Genomic DNA, 23589 nt, shown 5'->3' on the forward strand with positions numbered 1-23589 from the left:
GCTGCCTTAATCCTGTATTTTTTCTATAAAAAAACCGCCCTTTCGGGCGGTTTTTCAATCTCGAACCGTCTCTTACTGAGCGCGGTTTTTGATTTTGCGGATGGTTTCCAGCTGTGCAGCAGTTTCTGCAAGAGCAGCAAGCGCAGCAGCAGAGTCCAAGTCGCTCTTTTGATTGGCCAGCAATTGTTCAGCGTGTTTACGCGCTTCAATAATTGCAGCTTCATCCAAGTTTTCTGCACGGACTGCTGTATCAGCAAGAACCGTAACAACATGCGGCTGAACTTCTAGAACACCACCAGATACATAGATCAACTCTTCTGTACCGTTTTCAAGCAGGACGCGGATTGCGCCCGGCTTGAGTAAAGTTACCAGCGGCGCGTGGCCAGGCATAATGCCCAGCTCGCCGCCTGCACCTTTAGCAATTAGCATCGTTACCGCGCCAGAGTACAAAGACTCCTGGACACTTACAACATCACACTGCATAGTCGACATGAGAATCTCCTAAATTAGGTAACTAATTAAAGTTTCTCAGCTTTAGCAATAACTTCGTCAATACCGCCAACCATGTAGAACGCTTGTTCCGGGATGTGGTCGTATTCACCAGCTAAAAGACCTTTAAAGCCACGAATCGTTTCTTTAAGCGGTACAAGTTTACCAGGCGCGCCAGTAAACACTTCAGCTACGTGGAACGGTTGAGAGAAGAAACGCTGGATCTTACGTGCACGGTATACAGTAAGCTTGTCTTCTTCAGCCAATTCGTCCATACCAAGAATTGCGATAATGTCTTTCAATTCTTTGTAACGCTGAAGAACGTTTTGAACTGAACGGGCGATTTCGTAATGCTCAGCACCTACTACAAGCGGATCCAGCTGACGTGAAGTTGAGTCAAGCGGATCGATCGCTGGGTAAATACCAGAAGATGCGATGTCACGGCTCAATACTACAGTTGCGTCCAAGTGAGCAAATGTTGTTGCAGGCGATGGATCTGTCAAGTCATCGGCAGGTACGTATACCGCTTGGATAGACGTAATCGAACCAGACTTAGTCGATGTAATACGTTCCTGAAGAACACCCATCTCTTCTGCAAGCGTAGGCTGGTAGCCTACAGCAGACGGCATACGGCCTAGAAGCGCTGATACTTCAGTACCTGCCAGTGTATAACGGTAGATGTTGTCTACGAACAACAGTACGTCACGGCCTTTGCCGTTTTCGTCTTTCTCGTCACGGAAGTACTCAGCCATCGTCAAACCAGTCAACGCTACGCGTAAACGGTTACCCGGCGGCTCGTTCATCTGACCGTAGACCATTGCTACTTTGTCTAGAACGTTTGAGTCTTTCATCTCGTGATAGAAGTCGTTACCTTCACGGGTACGCTCACCAACACCAGCGAATACAGATAAACCTGAGTGCGCTTTAGCGATGTTGTTGATCAACTCCATCATGTTTACAGTTTTACCAACACCGGCACCACCGAACAGGCCAACTTTACCGCCTTTAGCGAACGGGCATAGTAAGTCGATGACTTTAATACCAGTTTCTAAAAGGTCAGTAGAAGCTGCTTGTTCAGCATAAGAAGGCGCTTGACGGTGAATCGGCAAACGCGCTTCAGTCGCAACTGGACCAGCTTCATCGATAGGACGGCCTAAAACGTCCATGATGCGGCCAAGAGTCGCTGTACCTACTGGTACAGAGATTGGTGCGTTAGTATTCGTTACGTTCAAACCGCGCTTAAGGCCTTCAGTAGAACCCATTGCAATAGTACGAACTACGCCATCACCAAGTTGTTGCTGAACTTCTAATGTAGTTTCAGTGCCATCAACGTGGAGAGCGTCATAGATCTTAGGAACGCTGTTACGTTCAAACTCGACGTCGATAACCGCGCCGATGATCTGAATGATACGACCGCTACTCATTGCTGTCTCCTCAATTCAAAATAATGTTAAACGGCAGCGGCACCACCAACGATCTCAGAAATTTCCTGAGTAATCGCGGCTTGACGCAGCTTGTTATAAATAAGTTGCAGGCTCTTGATGAGGTCACCCGCGTTATCCGTTGCAGCTTTCATTGCAACCATACGCGCTGACTGCTCACATGCGATGTTTTCAATCACGCCTTGATACACCACAGACTCGATATAGCGAACCAGCAAGCCATTTAAAAGCTCTTCAGCTTCAGGCTCGTAGATGTAATCCCAACCGTATTGACGGTTAAGAGTCTTGTCTTCTTCAGCAGCGGCTAAAGGAACAAGCTGTTCGATTTTCTGATCTTGAGTCATGGCATTGACAAAGCCGTTTGACACGAGATAAATGCGGTCTAACTCGCCTTTATCAAACGCATCCAACATCACCTGTACAGAACCAGTTAACTGTTCAAGGCTTGGCGCATCGCCGACATTTGTCGTAGCGCCCAGCACTTTACCGCCGTAGTTTTTAAAAAACGAAACCGCTTTTTGACCAATTAAAGCAAATTGAACTTCAATTGACTGCTCTTGTTGCTGCTGTACGTGTTTTACCACTTTTTTGAACAGGTTAATGTTCAAACCGCCAGCAAGGCCGCGATCCGAAGACACAATAATATAGCCAACGCGCTTAACCGGGCGTTCAACCATATAACGGTGCTTGTATTCAGGATTCGCTTGTACCAAATGAGCAATTACACGGTGCATATTTTCGGCATACGGACGGCCTTGAGCCATGCGCTCTTGCGCACGACGCATCTTAGAAGCTGCTACCATTTGCATCGCGCGAGTAATCTTCTGCGTGCTCTTGATACTAGCTACTTTGGCGCGAATTTCTTTTAAATTTGCCATACGCTTAACCTAGTATTCGAAAGCCCTTTCGAGCTTTCGAAGGTTGATCCGTGAACCAAACCAGAACTAAATCCAACTCAGTTGAATCTTAGTAAGTTTGAGTCGCTTTAAAGCTTTCAATACCTGCTTTGATTGCAGCTTCGATGTCTTTGTTGTAATCACCAGTTTCATCGATTTTTTGCATTAACGCAGCATTTTCTGAACGGAAGTAAGCGATCAGCGCAGCATCAAATGCAACGATTTTCTTCACTTCAACGTCAGCCATGTAGCCTTCGTTAGATGCATAAATTGAAACAGCCTGGTCAGCAATTGAGTAAGGAGCATATTGCTTCTGCTTCATTAACTCAGTTACACGCTGGCCATGCTCAAGCTGCTTGCGGGTCGCTTCGTCAAGGTCAGAAGCGAACTGAGCAAACGCTGCCAATTCACGGTATTGCGCCAAAGCAGTACGGATACCGCCAGACAATTTTTTGATGATCTTAGTCTGCGCTGAACCACCAACACGGGATACAGAGATACCCGCGTTCACAGCAGGACGGATGCCCGCGTTGAACAATGATGTTTCAAGGAAGATCTGACCGTCAGTGATCGAAATTACGTTCGTCGGTACGAATGCAGATACGTCACCCGCTTGAGTTTCAATGATTGGTAATGCAGTTAATGAACCAGTTTGGCCTTTAACTTCACCATTCGTGAATTTCTCAACATAGTCAGCAGAAACGCGCGAAGCACGCTCAAGCAGACGGGAGTGAAGATAGAATACGTCGCCTGGGTATGCTTCACGGCCTGGTGGACGGCGTAATAGCAATGAAATTTGACGGTAAGCAACAGCTTGCTTAGACAAATCATCATAAATAATTAGTGCGTCTTCACCGCGGTCACGGAAGTATTCACCCATTGTACAGCCAGAGTATGGAGCCAAGTACAACATTGCTGCTGGATCGGCTGCAGCTGCTGCTACAACAGTGGTATACGCCATAGCGCCAGTTTCTTCTAGCTTGCGTACAACGTTAGCAATAGTCGATTGTTTTTGACCAATAGCTACGTATACGCATTTAATGCCGGAATTTTTCTGAGCGATGATCGCATCGATCGCCATCGCTGTTTTACCAGTTTGACGGTCACCGATGATCAGCTCACGCTGGCCGCGGCCTACAGGGATCATTGTATCTACTGATTTATAACCAGTTTGTACAGGTTGATCCACTGATTGACGCCAAATTACGCCTGGTGCTACTTTTTCAACAGCATCAGTTAATTTTGCATCAATTGGGCCTTTACCATCAATTGGGTTACCCAAAGCATCTACTACACGGCCTAAAAGTTCTGGACCAACCGGAACTTCTAATACACGACCTGTGCAGCGCGCTTTTTGACCTTCTTGAAGGCTTAAGTAGTTACCTAAAACAACGACGCCCACTGAATCCTGTTCTAGGTTCAGTGCCATACCGTATAAGCCGCCGTCGAATTCGATCATTTCACCGTACATTGCATCAGCAAGGCCGTGAATACGCACAATACCGTCGGAAACCATAACAATGGTCCCTTCGTTCTTAGCGGTCGCGCTGGTGTCCAGATCGCCGATACGCTGTTTAATGAGCGCACTGATCTCGGATGGATTCAGTTGTTGCATTGCGCTATACCTCAATCTTTTTTAAGTTCAGTCTTCATATGCAATTAAGCCAGAAGACGAGTCCGCATTTTTTCAAGCTTGTTAAGCGCAGAATCATCTATCACTTGGTCGCCTGCACGAATAACCACGCCAGCAATTAGCTCTGGCTTAACTTCTACAGAAACATTTACCGCTGCTTCGAATTTCTTCTCTAATGCATGCGCAAGCAATTGTTCCTGTACAGAAGTCAACGGGAATGCTGATTCAATCACAACATCCACAGTATTGTTATTCTGTGATTTGAGCTGTTCGTATTCTGCAGCGATTTCAGGAAGAAGCGCCAAACGGCCGTTTTCAGCCAGCAATGTCAAAAAGTTTGACACTGCCTGAGTCTGGTCTTCACCTAAAATTTTCGCAAAAAGACTTACCTGCTCAGCAGGAGTAAGCTCAGGGCGATTTAAGAAAGCTGAAAATGCTTCGTCTTGCACCGCAGCACTGAGCAATTCAAGCGCTTGTGACCAAGAGTCAGCTGCGCTTTGCTCAGAAGCGTAAGCAAATGCTGCTTTAGCGTATGGGCGTGCCAACGTCAAGAGTTCAGCCATAATCCGCCTCTCTTAAAGTTTAGCAGCCAGCTGAGTCAGCATGGCATTGTGAGCTTCTGCGTCAACTTGCTGGCTAAGAATTTTCTCAGCGCCAGTCACTGCCAGGGCAGCCACTTGTTGACGTAATTCTTCGCGGGCAGCATTGATTTCAGTATCAACAGCTTCTTTCGCCTGTTGACGGATGCGCTCACCTTCAGCAGATGCCTGAGTGCGCGCTTCTTCTACCAATTGCGCACCGCGACGGTTCGCTTGTTCGATCAATTGAGCCGCTTGCGCTTTCGCCGCGTCCAATTCAGCTTTCACTTGAGCCTGCGCATCCGCTAGGTCAGCTTTGGCTTTTTCAGCAGCATTTAAGCCATCAGCGATTTTACGCTGACGCTCACTAATCGCATTGATTAGTGGTGGCCATACAAACTTCATGCAGAATGCGACAAACACCGCAAATGCAATCGCTTGGCCAATCAATGTGAGGTTGATATTCATTGCTATTCCTCAATAGTTTAATTTAGGAATTAAGCTGATTAACCTACAAATGGATTAGCGAAGATGAAGAACAAGCCAATACCAACACCGATCATAGGCACAGCATCAAGAAGACCCGCGATTAAGAACATACGAGTTTGTAATTGCGGAGCCAATTCTGGCTGACGAGCAACAGCTTCAAGGAAGCGACCACCCAAAAGACCAAAACCAATCGCAGTACCAAGAGCACCAAAAGCGATTAAGATTGCAGCAGCAATTGCAACTAAACCTGGAACGATAGACATGAAAAATTCCTCAGAGGTTAGGTTTATACCAAATTAAATTAAAAAATTATGAGCCCAACCGCCCATCGGCAGTTAGGCAATACTATTAATGCTTTTCGCTTGCCATGCTCAAGTAAACGATGGTCAGCATCATGAAAATGAATGCCTGCAGCGTAATAACAAGAATGTGGAAGATCGCCCAAGGCACAGACAACGCCCATTGGATCCAGAACGGCAGCAGCGCGATAAGGATGAAGATCAATTCACCCGCATACATGTTGCCGAACAGTCGAAGAGCCAATGAAACTGGACGTGCAAGGAAAGTTACCAATTCAAGAATCAAGTTCACTGGAATAAGCAACGCTTTTGCAACTGGGTTACTTGGGTTAAATGGGTTCAGTGCCAACTCACCGACGAAGCCGCCAATGCCTTTTTCACGGATGCTGTAGAACAAGATCAGCGCAAATACGGACAATGACATACCAAGGGTAATGTTAGGGTCAGTAGATGGAACAATCTTGAAGTAAACGTGATGAGGATCCATGCCAAACACATTTGCGCCAATCAGTTGAGCCGTATACGGGATAAAGTCAACCGGGATTAAGTCCATCGCGTTCATGAGGAAAATCCACACGAAGATGGTTAATGCCAAGGGCGCAATTAAGCGTGATTTGCCATGGAAAGTGTCGCGGACACTTGAGTCAACAAACTCGATGATCATTTCGATTGCAGACTGGAACTTGGTTGGAACACCAGAGTTTGCGGCTTTAGCCACACACCAGAACAGCAAGCAGAAAATCACGCCAAGCGTAATTGACCAACCCATTGAATCCAAGTGAATAGCAGTGAACCCCATCTGTTGAGCTTCATCAGCAGTCTCAGCCAATTTCCATGAACCGTCCGGCATTTTGCCATAGGTCATATTGGTCAAGTGGTGCTTGATATACTCGGTCGAAGTAAGGGCATGTTCTTCAGCAGCCATAAATCACACCTGGTCAATGTCAAAAAACTAAATGGAACTTACGAATATCGCGTGCTGCCTGATATCTCGCCGGTTCCTGAAAAAACTTTTCAATTTCCGCTGCGCTTAAACCCGCTTCTGTAGACGTGACGCCCAAAATGGAGCGACCCACGTCATGGCCTGAACGAGGATAAAGCCGCAAAACAATGCCGCCGGTGACAGAGGCTTGACATTGCTTAAAATTAAAATGAATCCAACAATCACTATTGCAAACTTGCCCATCATGCCACGATACATATTGGCCAGCACCTGCTTGGTGGCCCGGGCGCCAGCGGCCCGGAATGACTGCCATGTAAAATAGCAGTTTGCCAGCCAGCATACCAGCGCACCCAAGGCTGCGCTCAATGCGGCGGCTGCGTCCTTCAGGACCCATCCAATCAAGGCTGAAACAGGAATCATTAATGCTTGCAAGATGATCAAAGCTTTCGCTAATCGTCGATCAATCAAGCGACTAGTTCGGCTCATTTTTGTACACTCACAGCAATTATGCTTGACAAGTTTAGCTGATGATTATTTTTAATCGCAGGCATTATAGAGTTACACCCCTGAACATGCAATCTTTTCCCGACCTAAGTCGGGTTTTTTTCAATGATTAAAGCGCTTTTAAACGCCGCAGCCGCTGCTTATTTTTTGCATTATTTCCGTGCATTTAGCACACAGTTCTGCGTTTGCTCCGCCAGCGTTTTCCAGGCATGGATAAAACTGGCCTCCGCGTTCATGCTTTCATCGACCGGCTGGAAAGCGATCGGATTCAGCTTCTGGTACTGGCTTTTGCTGGCATGGCCTTCCGCCAGCAGGCACATTTTCGCGTTTGGCCGGCTGTCCTGCAGGTATTTGATTTGCGCAATGGTCGGCGCGGCGTGCGGGTCATCGGTCAGGGCGCCGGCGAATTTCAGGTTCAGCGGGCGCTCAAGGTACTGATAGGCGTCATGATAGGACCAGTACGGCTGCGCCTTGGCGCTGACATTCAGCTTCTGCGCGGTCAGCAGCAGGCTGTGCGCAAAGGCCCGGGCATTGGCCCAGTAGCGCTCGCGCTGCGCCGGCATCTGCTGCGAGCGCAAAGCCGCGATAAAGAAGCCGATGCGCACGGCATTATTCGGCTCCAGCCAGACATGGGTATCGACCGTATTCGGCAGGGCCTGCCCGCGCGGATTGCGCAGCGGCAACGTAGAAACAATGCCTGAATCCAGCAGCGCAATGCTTTTCGGGCTGCCGGCCAGCAGCTTTTCCAGCGGCGCTTCATGCGCCTTGCCCAGCCAGATCACCAGATCCGCATCCTGCACCATTTTGCGGTGCATCGGCGTCAGGCTGACATCATGCCCGGACTGATGCTGCAGCAGCAGCGCCGGCTGCTCCACCCCTTTGGTGACTTCCTTCGCAATCAGGTAGATGGGCTGCGTGGAAACCACTAAGCCTTGCGCCCAGCTGGCGGCGCTGAACAGCGCAAAGGCGCAGAATGCAAAGAAACGGGACATGCCGGGAAATCACCAAAAACTGAATGGTGTTATAGTATAACAAATTCGCAAAAATGCCTACGCCTGATCGAAACTTGCTGCGCTTCATGCTAAGCTTTACAGTCTTTTTCTTTTTGCAGTTTCGTACTTGAGGTGAGTAATGAGCTCTTGTTCGCACGGACATCACAATGCATTGCATGGCGTACATGACCATCCGAATGCGGCGCAGCGCCTTGCCGAAGCTGAAAGCCTGTGCTCGGCGGCCGGCGCGCGCCTCACCCCTTTGCGCAAGGAAGTGCTGGAGCTGATTTTAACCGCGGCCGGGCCTATGGGCGCCTATGACCTGCTGGCTAAAATTAAAAGCGAATCAGACCGACCGGCAGCGCCGCCGACGGTGTACCGCACGCTGGATTTCCTGCTGGAAAAAGGCCTGATTCACCGCCTAACCTCAATTAACGCCTATATCCCCTGCTGCCATCCGCGTGAAGGGCATCAGGCTGCCTTCCTGATCTGCACCGAATGCAGAACCGTGAAGGAGGCATCCGCGCAAGGCCTTTTGCAGCAGCTCGATGAATTGTCCGCTTCCGACCATTTCACCGCGCAGCACAGCATTATTGAAATTTCAGGAATCTGTCAGCAGTGCAGCAAGCCCTAAATGCAGCCGGCTTAATTGAGCTGAAGAATATTTATGTCCGCATCGATCAGCGCGACATCTTGAAGAATATTGATTTCACCCTGCATGAGCGTGAAATTGTCACGCTGATTGGCCCGAACGGCGCCGGAAAATCGACCCTGATTAAAGTCCTGCTGGGCATTTTGAAGCCCAGCTCAGGCCAGATCATCAGCGCGGGAAAATTGAAGTTTTCCTATGTGCCGCAGAAATTCAACCCTTCGCACAGCCTGCCTTTGCGGGTCTGCGACCTGCTGGCTTTAGAAAAATGCCAAGCTTCTGTAAAGGAAGAGATTATCCGCGACACCGGCATCGCCAGGCTGCAGCAGGCCAAAGTGCAGCAGCTGTCCGGCGGCGAGCGCCAGCGCGTGCTGATTGCGCGCGCCCTGCTGCGCCAGCCGGATGTGCTGGTGCTGGATGAGCCGATGCAGGGCCTGGACATTCAGTCTGAAGCCGAACTGTATGACTATGTGCGCAGCCTGCCGGAAAAGTACGGCTGCGCTGTGCTGATGGTGTCGCATGACCTGCAGTGGGTGATGCAGGGCACGCACCGCGTGGTTTGCCTGAACAAGCACATCTGCTGCAGCGGCCTGCCGGAAAATGTGCAGCAGCATCCTGAATATCAGGCGATCTTCGGCACCAACCGCGCGTTCTATCAGCATCACCATGACCACTGCGCGCACGGTGACTCCGCTGCCCCATGCCAGCATGATTCCCGCCCGCACATTCACCCCGAACCGGAAGCTTAAGCCATGATGGAATGGTTACAACTGCTGCTGCCAGCATGGATTATGGGAACGCTGCTGGTGTTTCTGACCGCGCCTTTGGGCTGCCTGATGCTGTGGCGCCGCATGTCGTTCTTTGCCGACACCATGGCGCACGGCACGCTGCTTGGCGTCGCGATTGCCGGCGCGCTCAGCCTGCCGCTCTGGGTCGGGGTGACGCTGCTGGCCGTGATGCTGGTCGGCATTCTGTGGATTCTGCATGATCCGCGCCTGCCGAATGATGCGCTGCTGGCGCTGTGCTCAGCCTCCCTGCTCTGCTCAGGCCTGCTGCTGATTCAGCACTTGCCGGATTTGCGCCCGGAACTGCTCAGCTATCTGTTTGGCGACCTGCTGACCATTTCATGGGCCGACCTGCCGGTTTTCGCAGCCGTGATTATCGGCGCTTTGGCCGTGCTGCATAAGTACTGGCAAGCGCAGATTCAGATTGCGATTGACCCGGATATTGCGGTCAGTGAAGGTATTAACGCCAAATGGCAGCGCTTGATTTTCATGCTGCTGCTGGCGCTGTTTACCGTATTGGCCTTGCGCGCGGTCGGCTCTTTGCTGATGGGTGCGCTGCTGGTCATTCCGGCCTTAACCGCGCGCCTGATGGCGCACTCGCCTAAACAGATGGTGCTGTGGGCATTTGGCTTTGCGCAAGTCGGCATTACCGTCGGCTTGTGGTCCAGCGCCGGCCTGAATGTATCGACCGGCTTAAGCATTGTGCTGACCATGGCGATGCTGTTTGCCGTAATTTTTACGCTGCAGAAATTCAGCAAATCAGCTTAACAAATTCAGCTTGAATGAAAGCCATGCTGCGGCATGGCTTTTTTAACAGTATGCCCCCTAAGTAAGTGTCTAACTCCAAATATCGGACGCCCTTTTTAATGCTGAATAATGCGCTTATTTTGCTGCTGTAAATAATCCTCTAGAAGTACGGCTTCAAGGCGCTTGTTCGATTTAAAGCGGATCCAGCGTTCGCCATCCCAGCCCTCTGGAAAGATGCCAAAACCCAGCAGGCAGTCATCTTGAGTAAATTCCGGATACAGCGCCATCACAATTAACCTATAGCGGCTATAGTCATCATGCGGATCAGCGTACGGCAATACTTCCTTATACGAAAGATCAAAGGGCTTAATGAATAAAGCATAATCGCCATGATCAGTCTGAATCAGATCGGCAGGCATTTTATTAAAGCGCTGCTGAAACTGTTTTCTTGCAAAAGCTTTAAAATTCATCCGGGTTTCAGCTGTACAGGATTCCTCCTTAACTACATGAATATCCTTCATAATAAAATTATTATCAAAAGGCTCTATAAACTCTCCGGCGCCAGCCTGCAGCGGCGCACCACCTAACATCAAGTTAAAACACAGCATGCTGTAAAAACTCATGCTAAATACAGGTTTTTTCATTTTGAACTATCTTACTGTTAAGTTACTGATACACCAAACTGAGCAGTCCGGCAGCGCAGCTGAACAGCACCGCAAAAGCCCGGTTCATGTATTTCTGCTGCCGCGGCGATTTAAGCAAGCGCAAAACTTTAGCAGCCAGTCCGGTATAGCCCGCCATGACAATCAAGTCAATGCTGATCATGGTCACAGCCATAACCGCATACTGGGGCCACTGCGGCTTGGATAAATCCAGAAACTGCGGCAAAACTGCCAGCAGGAAAACGATGGCTTTAGGATTGCTCAGGTTGACCAGAAAGCCGTACAGCGCCAGCTTCGCGCGGGACTTCTGCTGAACATCCTGCTGAATTTCAATAACCTGAACAGGCGCGCGCCACTGCATGCAGGCTAAATACAGCAGATAGCCCACGCCAAACCATTTCACCAGCAGAAATGCCCAAGGCGTAGAGGCAAACAGCACCCCTGCCCCGGCAGCCACAATGCCGATCTGCACCAGAAGCGCCAGCTGCAGGCCCAAAGCATTCCAATAGCCGCGCTTAAAGCCGTAATTCAGGCCGCTGGACATCGACGCAATTGCACCGGCGCCCGGAGAAAGACTGATGAGCCAGCATATAAGCCAGCCAAATTTGGAAGGACATAAAACCAATGCTTTTTAGAAGGGATATGAATTATATGACATTTACAGCTTTTAAGCGGGACGGAACTGCAGATTAAAAATGCAGATTCAGACTACCCAGTGCACGGCCGATAAGGCACAATAGCAGCAGCTACGCAAAAAATACCAATATTTTAGGAGCCATGAATGACCGCCCAATCTGTAATTTTGCCATTACCTTCAGATCATGCCCGCTTTATTGTCCTTCGCTTAAAAGACTTAACGATTGAAGAATTAAAAGAAAAACTCGCGGATCTATTCAGCACGCGCGACCGCTTGATCACCCAGCATCCGCAGGCGCAGATTAAAACAGCCGTGGCCTTTGGCCCCGAACTTTGGGCAAAGCTTTACCCTCAGGCGCCAGAAGGCTTTAAGCAGCTGATGCCGATTGCAGGCTCTTTTGAAATGCCGGCTGTTCCTGCCGATGTGCTGATTCACATCGCCGCCCAGCGCGCAGACATCTGCTTTGCGCTCAGCCAGTCATTCTTTGAAGGCATTCAGGACAAAGCTGAAGTTCTGGATGAGCGGGTTTGCTTCCGCAACTTTGACGGCCGCGACCTGACCGGCTTCATAGACGGCACAGAAAATCCGCAGTTCCCGGATGACCGCGCGGAGACTGCGCTTTTGGCTGAAGATGCGGGCGTATTTGCCGACGGCTCATTCATTTTTGCGCAGCGCTATGCGCATAATTTAGACAAATGGAAAAAACTGAAAGTCGATGCGCAGGAACAGGTGATGGGCCGCACAAAACTTGAATCGATTGAGCTAGATGATGAAGTAAAACCGGAAAATTCCCACGTTGCGCGCACCGTAGTTGAAGACAGTGAAGGCGAAGAACTGGCGATTCTGCGCCACTCGCTGCCTTATGGCGACGGCCGCGGCGATCAGGGCCTGTTCTTTATCGCCTACACCAATGACTTAAGCATCATCGACAGCATGCTGCTGCGCATGTTCGGCACCAGCGGCGACGGCATTCATGACCGCCTGCTTCATTTCGTAACGCCAATGGATGGCGCCTATTACTTTGCGCCAAGTGAAGAATTGCTGGAAGAAGTTTTGGAAGGTTAAGCAGAAGGGGCTCCGGCCCCTTTTTTAATCACCGCCAATCAAGCGCCAACATCTTGATTTAAAAAATTATTCCGCATGAAAACGATAACGCTCGATGCGGCATAGGCATTTTTCCAGCCTTTTCTATTTTTTATACGCATAAAAAACCCCCTCCGATTTTATCGGAGGGGGTTTTGAATAATGAGCTGGCGATGACTTACTCTCACATGGGTAACCCCACACTACCATCAGCGCAAAGAGGTTTCACTTCTGAGTTCGGGAAGGGATCAGGTGGTTCACTCTCGCTATTGTCGCCAGCACAACTGTTATGGATACTCGCTTGGTCTTATCTGTTCACTTTTCAGTGCATGCCAAGGTTTTTTCCAAATGAGTTATTAACAGGTATATCTGAGTTTATGCAATTTGTTCAATTTTACTTAGCTTTTCAACTAAATCAAGTTTGATCGTTTGATTTCGAATCAATTGATGCTTCGTATACAACTGCTTGGGCGTTGTATAGTCAAGCCTCACGAGCAATTAGTACTGGTCAGCTTCATGCGTCGCCGCACTTCCACATCCAGCCTATCAACGTCGTAGTCTTCAACGGCTCTTTAGAGGAATAAATTCCTAGGGAAATCTTATCTTGAGGTAGGCTTCCCGCTTAGATGCTTTCAGCGGTTATCCCTTCCGAACATAGCTACCCGGCGATGCGACTGGCGTCACAACCGGTACACCAGAGGTTCGTCCACTCTGGTCCTCTCGTACTAGGAGCAGATCCTCTCAAATTTCCAGCGCCCACGGTAGATAGGGACCGAACTGTCTCACGACGTTCTAAACCCAGCTCGCGTACCTCTTTAAATGGCGAACAGCCATACCCTTGGGACCTGCTTCAGCCCCAGGATGAGATGAGCCGACATCGAGGTGCCAAACACCGCCGTCGATATGAACTCTTGGGCGGTATCAGCCTGTTATCCCCAGAGTACCTTTTATCCGTTGAGCGATGGCCCTTCCATACAGAACCACCGGATCACTAAGACCTACTTTCGTACCTGCTCGACTTGTGGGTCTCGCAGTTAAGCGCGCTTTTGCCTTTATACTCTACGCGTGATTTCCGACCACGCTGAGCGCACCTTCGTACTCCTCCGTTACTCTTTAGGAGGAGACCGCCCCAGTCAAACTACCCACCAGACATGGTCCTCGTCCCGGATAACGGGACAGAGTTAGAACCTCAATATTACCAGGGTGGTATTTCAAGATTGGCTCCACCGGGACTAGCGTCCCGGCTTCAAAGCCTCCCACCTATCCTACACAAGTAAGATCAAAGTTCAATGTCAAGCTGCAGTAAAGGTTCACGGGGTCTTTCCGTCTAGCCGCGGGTACACCGCATCTTCACGGCGAATTCGATTTCACTGAGCCTCTGCTGGAGACAGCGCCCCCATCATTATGCCATTCGTGCAGGTCGGAACTTACCCGACAAGGAATTTCGCTACCTTAGGACCGTTATAGTTACGGCCGCCGTTTACTGGGGCTTCGATCAAGAGCTTCGCTTACGCTAACCCCATCAATTAACCTTCCAGCACCGGGCAGGCATCACACCCTATACGTCCACTTTCGTGTTTGCAGAGTGCTATGTTTTTAATAAACAGTTGCAGGGGCCTGGTTTCTGTGGCTGCCGGCAGCTCAGGAAGCAAGTTCCATCACCGCCAGCAGCGTACCTTCTCCCGAAGTTACGGTACCATTTTGCCTAGTTCCTTCAGCAGAGTTCTCTCAAGCGCTTTGGTCTACTCGACCTGACCACCTGTGTCGGTTTAGGGTACGATTCCAGTATAACTGAAGCTTAGAGACTTTTCCTGGAAGCATGGTATCAGCCACTTCACTGCACAAGTGCAGCTTGCTGTCAGTTCTCAGCATAGAGTACCCCGGATTTGCCTAAGATACATGCCTACAACCTTTCACCTGGACAACCAACGCCAGGCTGACTTAACCTTCTCCGTCCTCTCATCGCATTATACTGAAGTATTGGAATATTAACCAATTTCCCATCGACTACGCCTCTCGGCCTCGCCTTAGGGGTCGACTCACCCAGCCCCGATTAACGTTGGACTGGAACCCTTGGTCTTTCAGCGAACGGGTTTTTCACCCGTTTTGTCGTTACTCACGTCAGCATTCGCACTTCTGATACCTCCAGCAGACTTCTCAATCCACCTTCATCGGCTTACAGAACGCTCCCCTACCACTTGCAATAAATTGCAAATCCGCAGCTTCGGCATATAGTTTTAGCCCCGTTACATCTTCCGCGCAGGCCGACTCGACTAGTGAGCTATTACGCTTTCTTTAAAGGGTGGCTGCTTCTAAGCCAACCTCCTAGCTGTCTATGCCTTCCCACATCGTTTCCCACTTAACTATAATTTTGGGGCCTTAGCTGGCGGTCTGGATTGTTTTCCTCTTGACTACGGACGTTAGCACCCGCAGTCTGTCTCCCGGATAGTACTCATCGGTATTCGGAGTTTGCATCGGTTTGGTAAGTCGGGATGACCCCCTAGCCGAAACAGTGCTCTACCCCCAATGGTATTCGTCCGAGGCGCTACCTAAATAGCTTTCGGGGAGAACCAGCTATCACCAAGTTTGATTAGCCTTTCACCCCTATCCACAAGTCATCCCCTGGCTTTTCAACGACAGTGGGTTCGGTCCTCCAGTTAGTGTTACCCAACCTTCAACCTGCTCATGGATAGATCACCTGGTTTCGGGTCTACACCCAGCAACTAAGCGCCCTATTAAGACTCGGTTTCCCTACGGCTCCCCTATGCGGTTAACCTTGCTACTGAATGTAAGTCGCTGACCCATTATACAAAAGGTACGCAGTCACCGGACTAAGCCGGCTCCCACTGCTTGTATGCATGCGGTTTCAGGATCTATTTCACTCCCCTCACAGGGGTTCTTTTCGCCTTTCCCTCACGGTACTGGTTCACTATCGGTCAGTCAGGAGTATTTAGCCTTGGAGGATGGTCCCCCCATATTCAGACAAGGTTTCACGTGCCCCGCCCTACTCGACATCATCATATAAGCCCTTTCGCGTACAGGACTATCACCTACTGCGGTTGCGCTTCCCAGAGCATTCCGCTAGAACTTATATGACTTAATGGGCTGTTCCCCGTTCGCTCGCCGCTACTGAGGGAATCTCAATTGATTTCTTTTCCTAAGGGTACTGAGATGTTTCACTTCCCCTCGTTCGCCTCGCAACACTATGTATTCATGTTGCGATACCTGCCTTATGGCAAGTGGGTTTCCCCATTCAGAAATCTCCGGATCACAGGATATTTGCCGCCTCCCCGGAGCTTATCGCAGGCTATTACGTCTTTCATCGCCTCTGACTGCCAAGGCATCCACCACATGCACTTAATTACTTGACTATACAACCCCAAACAGTCGCTAATACTTACAAGTAGTATTTCGCGTCGCAAACTTAATTGCCACAGTTAGAGTTTCGTGAACTTAATCACTGTACAGCTTCAATTAGATTCATATACCAAAACGCTTGATTCAGTTAATTTCGCTAGTAACTCATTTCATTCAGCATTAACAATTGCTTGTTAAGCTGGCTAAAACGAGTATGAACAAATTATTTCAACTCAAATATATTCTGTTAATGATTCACTGCATCCTCGTCGGACTGCAGTCAACTGTGATAAATCACAGAACTTAATAAACTAAAATCAAATGATCTTATTTACTAAATTCTATAATCTAACTTCTCAGCTTAATCACTCTAAAGTGATGGTGGAGACTAGGAGAGTCGAACTCCTGACCTCCTGCGTGCAAAGCAGGCGCTCTACCAACTAAGCTAAGTCCCCAGCTTATCATAAGGCCAATGTTTCTGATTCTCTGTTTCAGTTTGCAGATTTGGTGGGTCTGACAAGACTTGAACTTGTGACCCCACGCTTATCAAGCGTGTGCTCTAACCAACTGAGCTACAGACCCTCAGATACATCGTCATGAAGAACAACTTGTTGTGGATTCTTACCGATCGTCAATCTTTCGTTAAGGAGGTGATCCAGCCGCAGGTTCCCCTACGGCTACCTTGTTACGACTTCACCCCAGTCGTCGGCCACACCGTGGTAAGCGTCCTCCTTGCGGTTAGACTACCTACTTCTGGTGCAACAAACTCCCATGGTGTGACGGGCGGTGTGTACAAGGCCCGGGAACGTATTCACCGCGGCATTCTGATCCGCGATTACTAGCGATTCCGACTTCATGGAGTCGAGTTGCAGACTCCAATCCGGACTACGATCGGCTTTTTGAGATTAGCATCCTATCGCTAGGTAGCAACCCTTTGTACCGACCATTGTAGCACGTGTGTAGCCCTGGCCGTAAGGGCCATGATGACTTGACGTCGTCCCCGCCTTCCTCCAGTTTGTCACTGGCAGTATCCTTAAAGTTCCCGGCTTAACCCGCTGGCAAATAAGGAAAAGGGTTGCGCTCGTTGCGGGACTTAACCCAACATCTCACGACACGAGCTGACGACAGCCATGCAGCACCTGTATGTAAGTTCCCGAAGGCACCAATCCATCTCTGGAAAGTTCTTACTATGTCAAGGCCAGGTAAGGTTCTTCGCGTTGCATCGAATTAAACCACATGCTCCACCGCTTGTGCGGGCCCCCGTCAATTCATTTGAGTTTTAGTCTTGCGACCGTACTCCCCAGGCGGTCTACTTATCGCGTTAGCTGCGCCACTAAAGCCTCAAAGGCCCCAACGGCTAGTAGACATCGTTTACGGCATGGACTACCAGGGTATCTAATCCTGTTTGCTCCCCATGCTTTCGTACCTCAGCGTCAGTATTAGGCCAGATGGCTGCCTTCGCCATCGGTATTCCTCCAGATCTCTACGCATTTCACCGCTACACCTGGAATTCTACCATCCTCTCCCATACTCTAGCTTCCCAGTATCGAATGCAATTCCTAAGTTAAGCTCAGGGATTTCACATCCGACTTAAAAAGCCGCCTACGTACGCTTTACGCCCAGTAAATCCGATTAACGCTCGCACCCTCTGTATTACCGCGGCTGCTGGCACAGAGTTAGCCGGTGCTTATTCTGCGGGTAACGTCCACTCATCCTAGGTATTAACTAGAAGAGCCTCCTCCCCGCTTAAAGTGCTTTACAACCAAAAGGCCTTCTTCACACACGCGGCATGGCTGGATCAGGGTTCCCCCCATTGTCCAATATTCCCCACTGCTGCCTCCCGTAGGAGTCTGGGCCGTGTCTCAGTCCCAGTGTGGCGGATCATCCTCTCAGACCCGCTACAGATCGTCGCCTTGGTAGGCCTTTACCCCACCAACTAGCTAATCTGGCTTAGGCTCATCTATTAGCGCAAGGTCCGAAGATCCCCTGCTTTCCCCCGTAGGGCGTATGCGGTATTAGCGTTCCTTTCGAAACGTTGTCCCCCACTAATAGGCAGATTCCTAAGCATTACTCACCCGTCCGCCGCTAGGTTATGTAGCAAGCTACATTTCCCCGCTCGACTTGCATGTGTTAAGCCTGCCGCCAGCGTTCAATCTGAGCCATGATCAAACTCTTCAGTTTAAAATCAATAGTGCTTTATTCAAAACACCAAATCTGGCTCATCAATTTTCTGACATTAATTTCTCAAATAAACTTCGAGTAATTTCTACCATCAATCAATGAAAATTATTTCGATCGATCAACCGGTAAAAATCCACACAAGTTGTTCTTCATATTCTCTTAATGATCTTCTCAATGCTTCGTCAGCATCAAGCTAGGTCGGCTATATTACTCTCTTTCAAAAGAAAGTCAACTGGTTTTGATGATTATTTTTAAACTCATTCAAGATTCAGAAATTTAACCAATCTAGCTAAATCCTTGTTTCTCAACAAGTTTTAATCAACATCACCGCCGATGGATGTGCATTCTACAGCATTTTTAATCCCTTGCAACACTTATTCAGAATAAATATTTCCGTGTGTTTGTTTTTCAAACCACTAAACATTTAAATATCTAATTTATAATTAAACTTTATTTTAGATATTTTCCATTTTTTAATTTCAAAGCTGATCAGCACCACAATAAAACACACAAACCATTGATTAATAAAAATTTAATAAAATCATTAGCTTCCAATATGCGAATTTTGATTATTCAGCACCCGCTTTATGCTTTATTTTTCAGCAATAACTGCATATTTTACGCAAAAACCCGTTTTATCCCTTTATATCAAAACTTTTACATGATGCGGCGCTTCCTGAAAACTTAATTCCTTAAACACAAAGGCCACAGTTAATTCAACTATGGCCTTTGGCTCATTTAATTTAAATTTTCTGGATTTAGAACTTCATGCTGATGCGCGCCCAGTAATTGCGGCCAGCATTATTGAACTGCTGCTCACTGGCGAAACCGAAGCCGGCGCTGCCCGCTTTATTCAAATGCTCGGTATAAGTCTTATTCAAAACATTATCAACCCCCACCGAAAGGTCTACATCGGACTGTATATGGTAGGTTCCATTTAAGGCTAAAGTGCCAAAGCCTTTGCTTTCCTTCATATCATAGCCCACGATATTGCCTTGATGAACGCTGATGCGGCTTTGACTGTCCACAACGCGCCATAATGCGCCCAGGGTGTATTTGTCCTGCACATAGCGCAGGTTTACACGCGCTTCCAAAGGCGCAATCTGAGGCAGCGCTTTGTCATCGTCAGTATTTTTGCCCCATGCATACATCGCGCTGACATCCGCTTGAATAGCATCTGTAAATTGATAGCCTAGCCCAGCTTCTGCTCCTGCAATCACGGCATCGACATTTTTAGCGCCGGCGCTGAAGCTGCTGCCATGACCGCCTGCACTTGGATGATTATGATAGCTCATCAGGATGTAATCATTGATTAAGCCGGCATAGGCGGAAGCCCAGGAACTGAATGCGCCATGCTCATGCTGATAGCCCATATCCAGCTGCAGGGTTTTCTCAGGATTAATGCCGTTGAATGAATTGCTGCTGCCGGCATTGCCGTGCGCGGTGCTGAACAGCTCCCAATAGTCCGGCATGCGCTCTACATAGCCCAAGCCGATATAGCTTTTCGCATCATGATTTGGATAATGGCTTTCCAGGCGGATAAAGGCGCTTGGCAGGGTTTTATCCAGTTCCCGGTTATACCCTTTGTCTAAAGAAGCTGCGCGCAAGTCCTTAACATTCACCTGATCGGCGCGGATTCCGCCAACCCATTTATGCTGTTCGCTCAATTGATAGCTCAGTTCGCCAAAAGCGCCATAAGAGCGGAATTCCATATCCTTAACGCGGGCCTGATCCTGATACGGTTTCACTGAATCGCCGCTGCGCTTAGAATGTTCATTATTTTGACTGTCTAAACCCGCAACAAGCTGCAGCTTGTCCCATTCGCTGGTGACAGCCATGCGCGCATTCAAAGTTTTACGGGCAACGTTGGTTGCCATTTTCATTGCGCCCGGCTTGCGCAGGCTGTAGTTGTCCATCACATGGTCATTAAAGTTATAGTTCAGCTGCGCTTCAATTTTCTTGACTACATCGGTGAGATTGCTCTTCTCGGCGCGCAAGCCCAGGCTTTCACGGGCAAACATTGAGCCGTCCATCTTACGGCCGGCATACACCGCTTCGCCGTCCGCTTTGCCTCCGGTCAACTCCAGCCAGGTGTTTTCATCCGGCGTCCAGCCCAGCGCCAAATCAGCATTCCAGCGCTCCCAGTCAGACGGCACAGTCACGCCGCTGCCGTCTTTATAGCTGTCCGCCACGGAGCGGCCGGCATTCAAGCGGATATATTTCTGATCATCCCCGGCCGCAGCCTCAAGATTGTGATCCAAGCGCCCAAAGGAGCCCAGCAGCACGCTGGCCTGGCCGCGGTACGGCTGCTCCTGCGACAGCTGTTCAGGCTTGCGCTCGAAAATCACCGTAGCCGCTGAACCGGTATTGGCATACCGCACAGTTTGCGGGCCTTTAATCACCGAAATGCGGTCATAGCTTTCCGGCGAAATGTAAGAGGCCGGATTATCCATGCGGCTTGGGCAGGCGCCCAGATTTTCTGTGCCGTCAGTCAGAATTTTAATGCGCGAGCCGAACATGCCGCGGAAAGTCACATCACCATTCGTCCCTGCACCGCTGTTCACCGAACTGAAGCCAACAATGCTTTGCAGGTAGTCTGCGCCATCGCTTGCCGGAACCGGCTGAATCGGCTGCTTAGGGTCTGCATGCACAATCAGGCCGCTGGCAGCATTGCCCTGCTGGGCGGTGACAACAATAGGCGCTAAGGTTTGCATGCCGTCATGGCCGGCAGCAGCGGAAGCGGAATAGCAGGCGACACAAATCGCGGCCGACAGCGGCTGTAAAAAGAATTTTGGCTGAGCCATATCAATCTCTCTGAATACATAAATAGAACTGCGCCCAAGCGGAAATACTCAGGCGGAACAAAGCGTATTTATGCAAACAGCGGCGGCGCGCGCCCTTGCGGCATCAGGAACAGCCGCTGCAGGACAAACCAGACATAGCTGAATGCCTGCTGAAACGCGACCAGGCGGATCTGAATGCGGTCCAGAACCTGCTTCACCTCAAGTTCCGGCGGCAGCACCAGATTGCCGTATACGGTACAGTACTGGCACTGATGGCTGGCGTCATGATGACCGTGCGCATGGCTATCCTGCTGTTCAGCCTGATGCTGCTGCAGTGCGGAATGCCGGGAAGCGGAATCATGTGCGGAATGCTGCGCGATAGAAGAATGCGCAGCCGGTGCAGGGAGCAAAAGCGCACGCGCAATGGTTTCACAGACCGGGGCAATCTGATACTGCGCCGGAAGCAAAGGCTGTAAAAATACAGCAATCTGTAAAAATACCGCTGTAAAAGACAGCAGCAGGCCACTACGCAAAGGCAAAGGCGCCCCCTAAAATTTATCGGCGCAAGTATAGCAAAGCCCAATCAGAATTGGGCTTCGGGCTGCGTATTTTTTTAATAAAAATCAAAGCTGCATTTAGCGCTTCACGGCGACTTTTTCTTTTTGGCGCTGGCGTACGGTTTTCTCCACCTTTTCACGCGCGCGCTGGCGCTTTAATGGCGATAAATAATCGACAAACAGCTTGCCGTTTAAGTGATCCATTTCATGCTGAATGCAAACAGCGAGAAGCCCGTCAGCTTCCAGCTCAAATGACTTGCCTTCAAGACTGAGCGCTTCAATTTTTACGCGTGACGGGCGCGAAACTTTATCGTATATTTGAGGCACTGACAGGCAGCCTTCTTCATAAGGCTGCGTCTCTTGCGTCAATGGCGTAATTTTGGGGTTAATAAAGACCATGGGCTGATCTTTTTCTTCAGACAGATCCATGACAATCAGCTGAATATGCTGATCGACCTGTGTCGCAGCCAAGCCAATGCCCGGCGCTTCATACATGGTTTCCAGCATGTCCGCCGCCAGCTGGCGAATGTCATCAGTGACTTCTTCGACTGGTTTTGCAATGGTGCGAAGACGGGGATCCGGGAAACTTAAAATAGGTAATAAGGCCATACGGTATCCTCACTTATGCCATTGATCAAAAAACAGAATGAAGGAATGCTTCATCAAAAAATTGTGTGTAATATCGTTATTATAACGCAACTGCATACATAATTTTAGGAATTATGATAATGAAAAAGGTTTTGAAGGGCACGCCGGCTTTGAGTGCCTTGGGGTTTAAAAAACAATTATTGGCGCTTGCCGTCTGTGTAAGCATTGGGGCTGGCCTTGCCGGCATGGCTGAAGCAGCGCCTGCCCGCAACATCAATCCGCCGGCGCTGAAAGCCGGAGCGCCGCAAGTTTATGTGGTGAAAAAAGGCGATACCCTGTGGGATATTTCCAAAAGATTCTTAAAAAACCCGGTGCGCTGGCCTGAAATCTGGGCCAGCAACAAGCATGTGAAAAACCCGCACTGGATTTTTCCCGGCGACCGCCTGCTGATGTGCACCTACAATGGCCAGCCGATTATCGGCAAGGATGAAGGCGACGGCTGTGAAGGCATCATCCGCCGCTATGCCGGCGGCACCAAGCTGCAGCCGCAGGTGCGGATTGAGTCGCTGAACAATGCGATTCCGGTCATTCCGCTGGAATACATCAAGCAGTGGCTGGAACGCAGCATGGTGATTGCGCCGGATGCGCTGCAGGGCACGCCGTACATTTTAGGCACGGCCGATCAGCGCGTGCTGGCCGCTAAAGGCCAGACGGTTTATGCGCGCGGCGGCGGCATGGAAGTAGGCCAGCGCTATGCGGTCTACCGTGAAGGCGAACCGTACATGTTCATGGACGCCGCCGGCAAAAAATTCAATGCCGGCCTTGAATTGACCCAAGTCGCTTCAGGCGTTGCGGTGCGCGGTGAAAATGACATCACCACGCTGGAGCTGACCAGCACCTACAACGGCGAAGTCCGCCGCGGTGACCGCGTCCTTCCTGAATATGACCCGATGCTGCCGACTCTGTTCTATCCGACCAGCGCTGAAAACATTACCGCAGGCGGCAGCATTGTCCGCGTGCTTGGCTCTATCGGCACGGCAGCGGCGCACAGCGTAGTGACCATTGACCGCGGTACGCTTCACGGCGTGCAAACCGGCCATGTATTCAGCGTCAATCAGAAAGGCGAAACCGTTACCGATCCGAAAACCAAAGAGCGCATTCAGCTTCCGGGCCAGCGCATCGGCAGCGTCATGGTGTTCAAGGCTTTTGACAATCTGAGCTACGCCTATGTGCTGGACAGCGAACTGCCGATTAAAGTGGGCGCAGGCATTCAGCCGCCGCTTTTGGATGAATGA

19 protein-coding genes, 2 tRNA genes, 3 rRNA genes and 1 pseudogene are annotated in these 23589 nt (G+C 49.7%); 5 read left to right on the forward strand and 20 right to left on the reverse strand.

Annotated features, from left to right (window positions below):
* Positions 1-72 precede the first annotated feature (72 nt).
* From BEN74_RS09960 to BEN74_RS10005, 10 genes are all read right to left on the reverse strand, one after another.
* Positions 73-492: a F0F1 ATP synthase subunit epsilon gene (locus tag BEN74_RS09960; protein WP_068907949.1), complete on the reverse strand. Its 420-nt coding sequence runs from the start codon at positions 490-492 to the stop codon at positions 73-75.
* Positions 493-518: 26 nt separating this feature from the next.
* On the reverse strand, positions 519-1913 hold the full coding sequence (gene atpD, locus BEN74_RS09965) for a F0F1 ATP synthase subunit beta (protein WP_004684425.1): 1395 nt from the start codon (positions 1911-1913) through the stop codon (positions 519-521).
* Between the two features lie 26 nt (positions 1914-1939).
* On the reverse strand, positions 1940-2809 hold the full coding sequence (gene atpG / locus BEN74_RS09970) for a F0F1 ATP synthase subunit gamma (RefSeq protein ID WP_068907947.1): 870 nt from the start codon (positions 2807-2809) through the stop codon (positions 1940-1942).
* 88 nt (positions 2810-2897) lie between these two features.
* Positions 2898-4442 (reverse strand): F0F1 ATP synthase subunit alpha, encoded by a 1545-nt coding sequence (atpA, locus tag BEN74_RS09975; RefSeq protein WP_068907945.1) that lies wholly within the window; start codon positions 4440-4442, stop codon positions 2898-2900.
* A 44-nt stretch (positions 4443-4486) separates the two neighbouring features.
* The gene (locus BEN74_RS09980) at positions 4487-5023 is read right to left on the reverse strand and encodes a F0F1 ATP synthase subunit delta (RefSeq protein WP_068907943.1); all 537 of its coding nucleotides are present in this window, start codon (positions 5021-5023) and stop codon (positions 4487-4489) included.
* Positions 5024-5035: 12 nt separating this feature from the next.
* Positions 5036-5506 (reverse strand): F0F1 ATP synthase subunit B, encoded by a 471-nt coding sequence (locus BEN74_RS09985; RefSeq protein WP_068907941.1) that lies wholly within the window; start codon positions 5504-5506, stop codon positions 5036-5038.
* A gap of 38 nt (positions 5507-5544) precedes the next feature.
* Positions 5545-5790, reverse strand: coding sequence for a F0F1 ATP synthase subunit C (gene atpE, locus BEN74_RS09990; protein ID WP_004750052.1), 246 nt, complete (start codon positions 5788-5790; stop codon positions 5545-5547).
* An 85-nt stretch (positions 5791-5875) separates the two neighbouring features.
* Entirely contained in the window at positions 5876-6751 is an 876-nt protein-coding gene (atpB, locus tag BEN74_RS09995) for a F0F1 ATP synthase subunit A (RefSeq protein WP_068907938.1), read from the reverse strand.
* Positions 6752-6856: 105 nt separating this feature from the next.
* The gene (locus BEN74_RS10000) at positions 6857-7255 is read right to left on the reverse strand and encodes an ATP synthase subunit I (protein WP_068907934.1); all 399 of its coding nucleotides are present in this window, start codon (positions 7253-7255) and stop codon (positions 6857-6859) included.
* Between the two features lie 170 nt (positions 7256-7425).
* Positions 7426-8265, reverse strand: a complete 840-nt coding sequence (locus tag BEN74_RS10005) for a metal ABC transporter solute-binding protein, Zn/Mn family (RefSeq protein WP_068907932.1) — start codon at positions 8263-8265, stop codon at positions 7426-7428.
* 139 nt (positions 8266-8404) lie between these two features.
* Here BEN74_RS10005 and BEN74_RS10010 point away from each other — a divergent pair, with 139 nt between their 5' ends.
* Genes BEN74_RS10010 through znuB form a run of 3 tightly spaced genes read left to right on the forward strand, consistent with a single transcriptional unit; the run spans position 8405 to position 10467 of the window.
* Complete coding sequence (locus BEN74_RS10010) at positions 8405-8899, forward strand: transcriptional repressor (protein ID WP_068907930.1); 495 nt, start codon at positions 8405-8407, stop codon at positions 8897-8899.
* On the forward strand, positions 8884-9663 hold the full coding sequence (gene znuC / locus BEN74_RS10015; protein ID WP_416240770.1) for a zinc ABC transporter ATP-binding protein ZnuC: 780 nt from the start codon (positions 8884-8886) through the stop codon (positions 9661-9663). The genes BEN74_RS10010 and znuC overlap by 16 nt, the downstream gene beginning before the upstream one ends.
* Positions 9664-9666: 3 nt before the next feature.
* Complete coding sequence (gene znuB / locus BEN74_RS10020; RefSeq protein WP_068907926.1) at positions 9667-10467, forward strand: zinc ABC transporter permease subunit ZnuB; 801 nt, start codon at positions 9667-9669, stop codon at positions 10465-10467.
* 95 nt (positions 10468-10562) lie between these two features.
* On the opposite strand, the gene BEN74_RS10025 is transcribed toward znuB, so the two are convergent.
* The gene (locus tag BEN74_RS10025; RefSeq protein ID WP_162898169.1) at positions 10563-11090 is read right to left on the reverse strand and encodes a hypothetical protein; all 528 of its coding nucleotides are present in this window, start codon (positions 11088-11090) and stop codon (positions 10563-10565) included.
* A gap of 22 nt (positions 11091-11112) precedes the next feature.
* Positions 11113-11725 (reverse strand): annotated as a pseudogene (locus BEN74_RS10030) (LysE family transporter).
* A gap of 164 nt (positions 11726-11889) precedes the next feature.
* On the opposite strand from BEN74_RS10030, the gene BEN74_RS10035 reads away from it, so the two are divergent.
* The gene (locus BEN74_RS10035; RefSeq protein WP_068907922.1) at positions 11890-12810 is read left to right on the forward strand and encodes a Dyp-type peroxidase; all 921 of its coding nucleotides are present in this window, start codon (positions 11890-11892) and stop codon (positions 12808-12810) included.
* Positions 12811-12993: 183 nt separating this feature from the next.
* Here the strand turns inward: BEN74_RS10035 and rrf are convergent.
* The 8 genes from rrf to def all read right to left on the reverse strand — a co-directional run bounded on the left by rrf (position 12994) and on the right by def (position 22315).
* Positions 12994-13108 (reverse strand): 5S ribosomal RNA (gene rrf / locus BEN74_RS10040).
* A 197-nt stretch (positions 13109-13305) separates the two neighbouring features.
* Positions 13306-16199: ribosomal RNA gene (locus BEN74_RS10045) — 23S ribosomal RNA — on the reverse strand.
* A gap of 365 nt (positions 16200-16564) precedes the next feature.
* Positions 16565-16640, reverse strand: a tRNA-Ala gene (locus BEN74_RS10050).
* A gap of 50 nt (positions 16641-16690) precedes the next feature.
* Positions 16691-16767, reverse strand: a tRNA-Ile gene (locus BEN74_RS10055).
* Positions 16768-16828: 61 nt separating this feature from the next.
* A 16S ribosomal RNA gene (locus BEN74_RS10060) occupies positions 16829-18366 on the reverse strand.
* The 16S, 23S and 5S rRNA genes sit together here with 2 tRNA genes alongside, the layout of an rRNA operon.
* Before the next feature lie 758 nt (positions 18367-19124).
* Positions 19125-21170 (reverse strand): TonB-dependent copper receptor, encoded by a 2046-nt coding sequence (locus tag BEN74_RS10065; protein ID WP_068910211.1) that lies wholly within the window; start codon positions 21168-21170, stop codon positions 19125-19127.
* 68 nt (positions 21171-21238) lie between these two features.
* Complete coding sequence (locus BEN74_RS10070) at positions 21239-21688, reverse strand: DUF2946 family protein (RefSeq protein WP_068910214.1); 450 nt, start codon at positions 21686-21688, stop codon at positions 21239-21241.
* A gap of 96 nt (positions 21689-21784) precedes the next feature.
* Complete coding sequence (gene def / locus BEN74_RS10075) at positions 21785-22315, reverse strand: peptide deformylase (protein ID WP_068910217.1); 531 nt, start codon at positions 22313-22315, stop codon at positions 21785-21787.
* 119 nt (positions 22316-22434) lie between these two features.
* Between def and BEN74_RS10080 the strand changes: the two genes are divergently transcribed.
* On the forward strand, positions 22435-23589 hold the full coding sequence (locus BEN74_RS10080; RefSeq protein ID WP_068910220.1) for a LysM peptidoglycan-binding domain-containing protein: 1155 nt from the start codon (positions 22435-22437) through the stop codon (positions 23587-23589).

Source organism: Acinetobacter sp. WCHAc010034, from assembly GCF_001696615.3.
Classification (GTDB): domain Bacteria; phylum Pseudomonadota; class Gammaproteobacteria; order Pseudomonadales; family Moraxellaceae; genus Acinetobacter.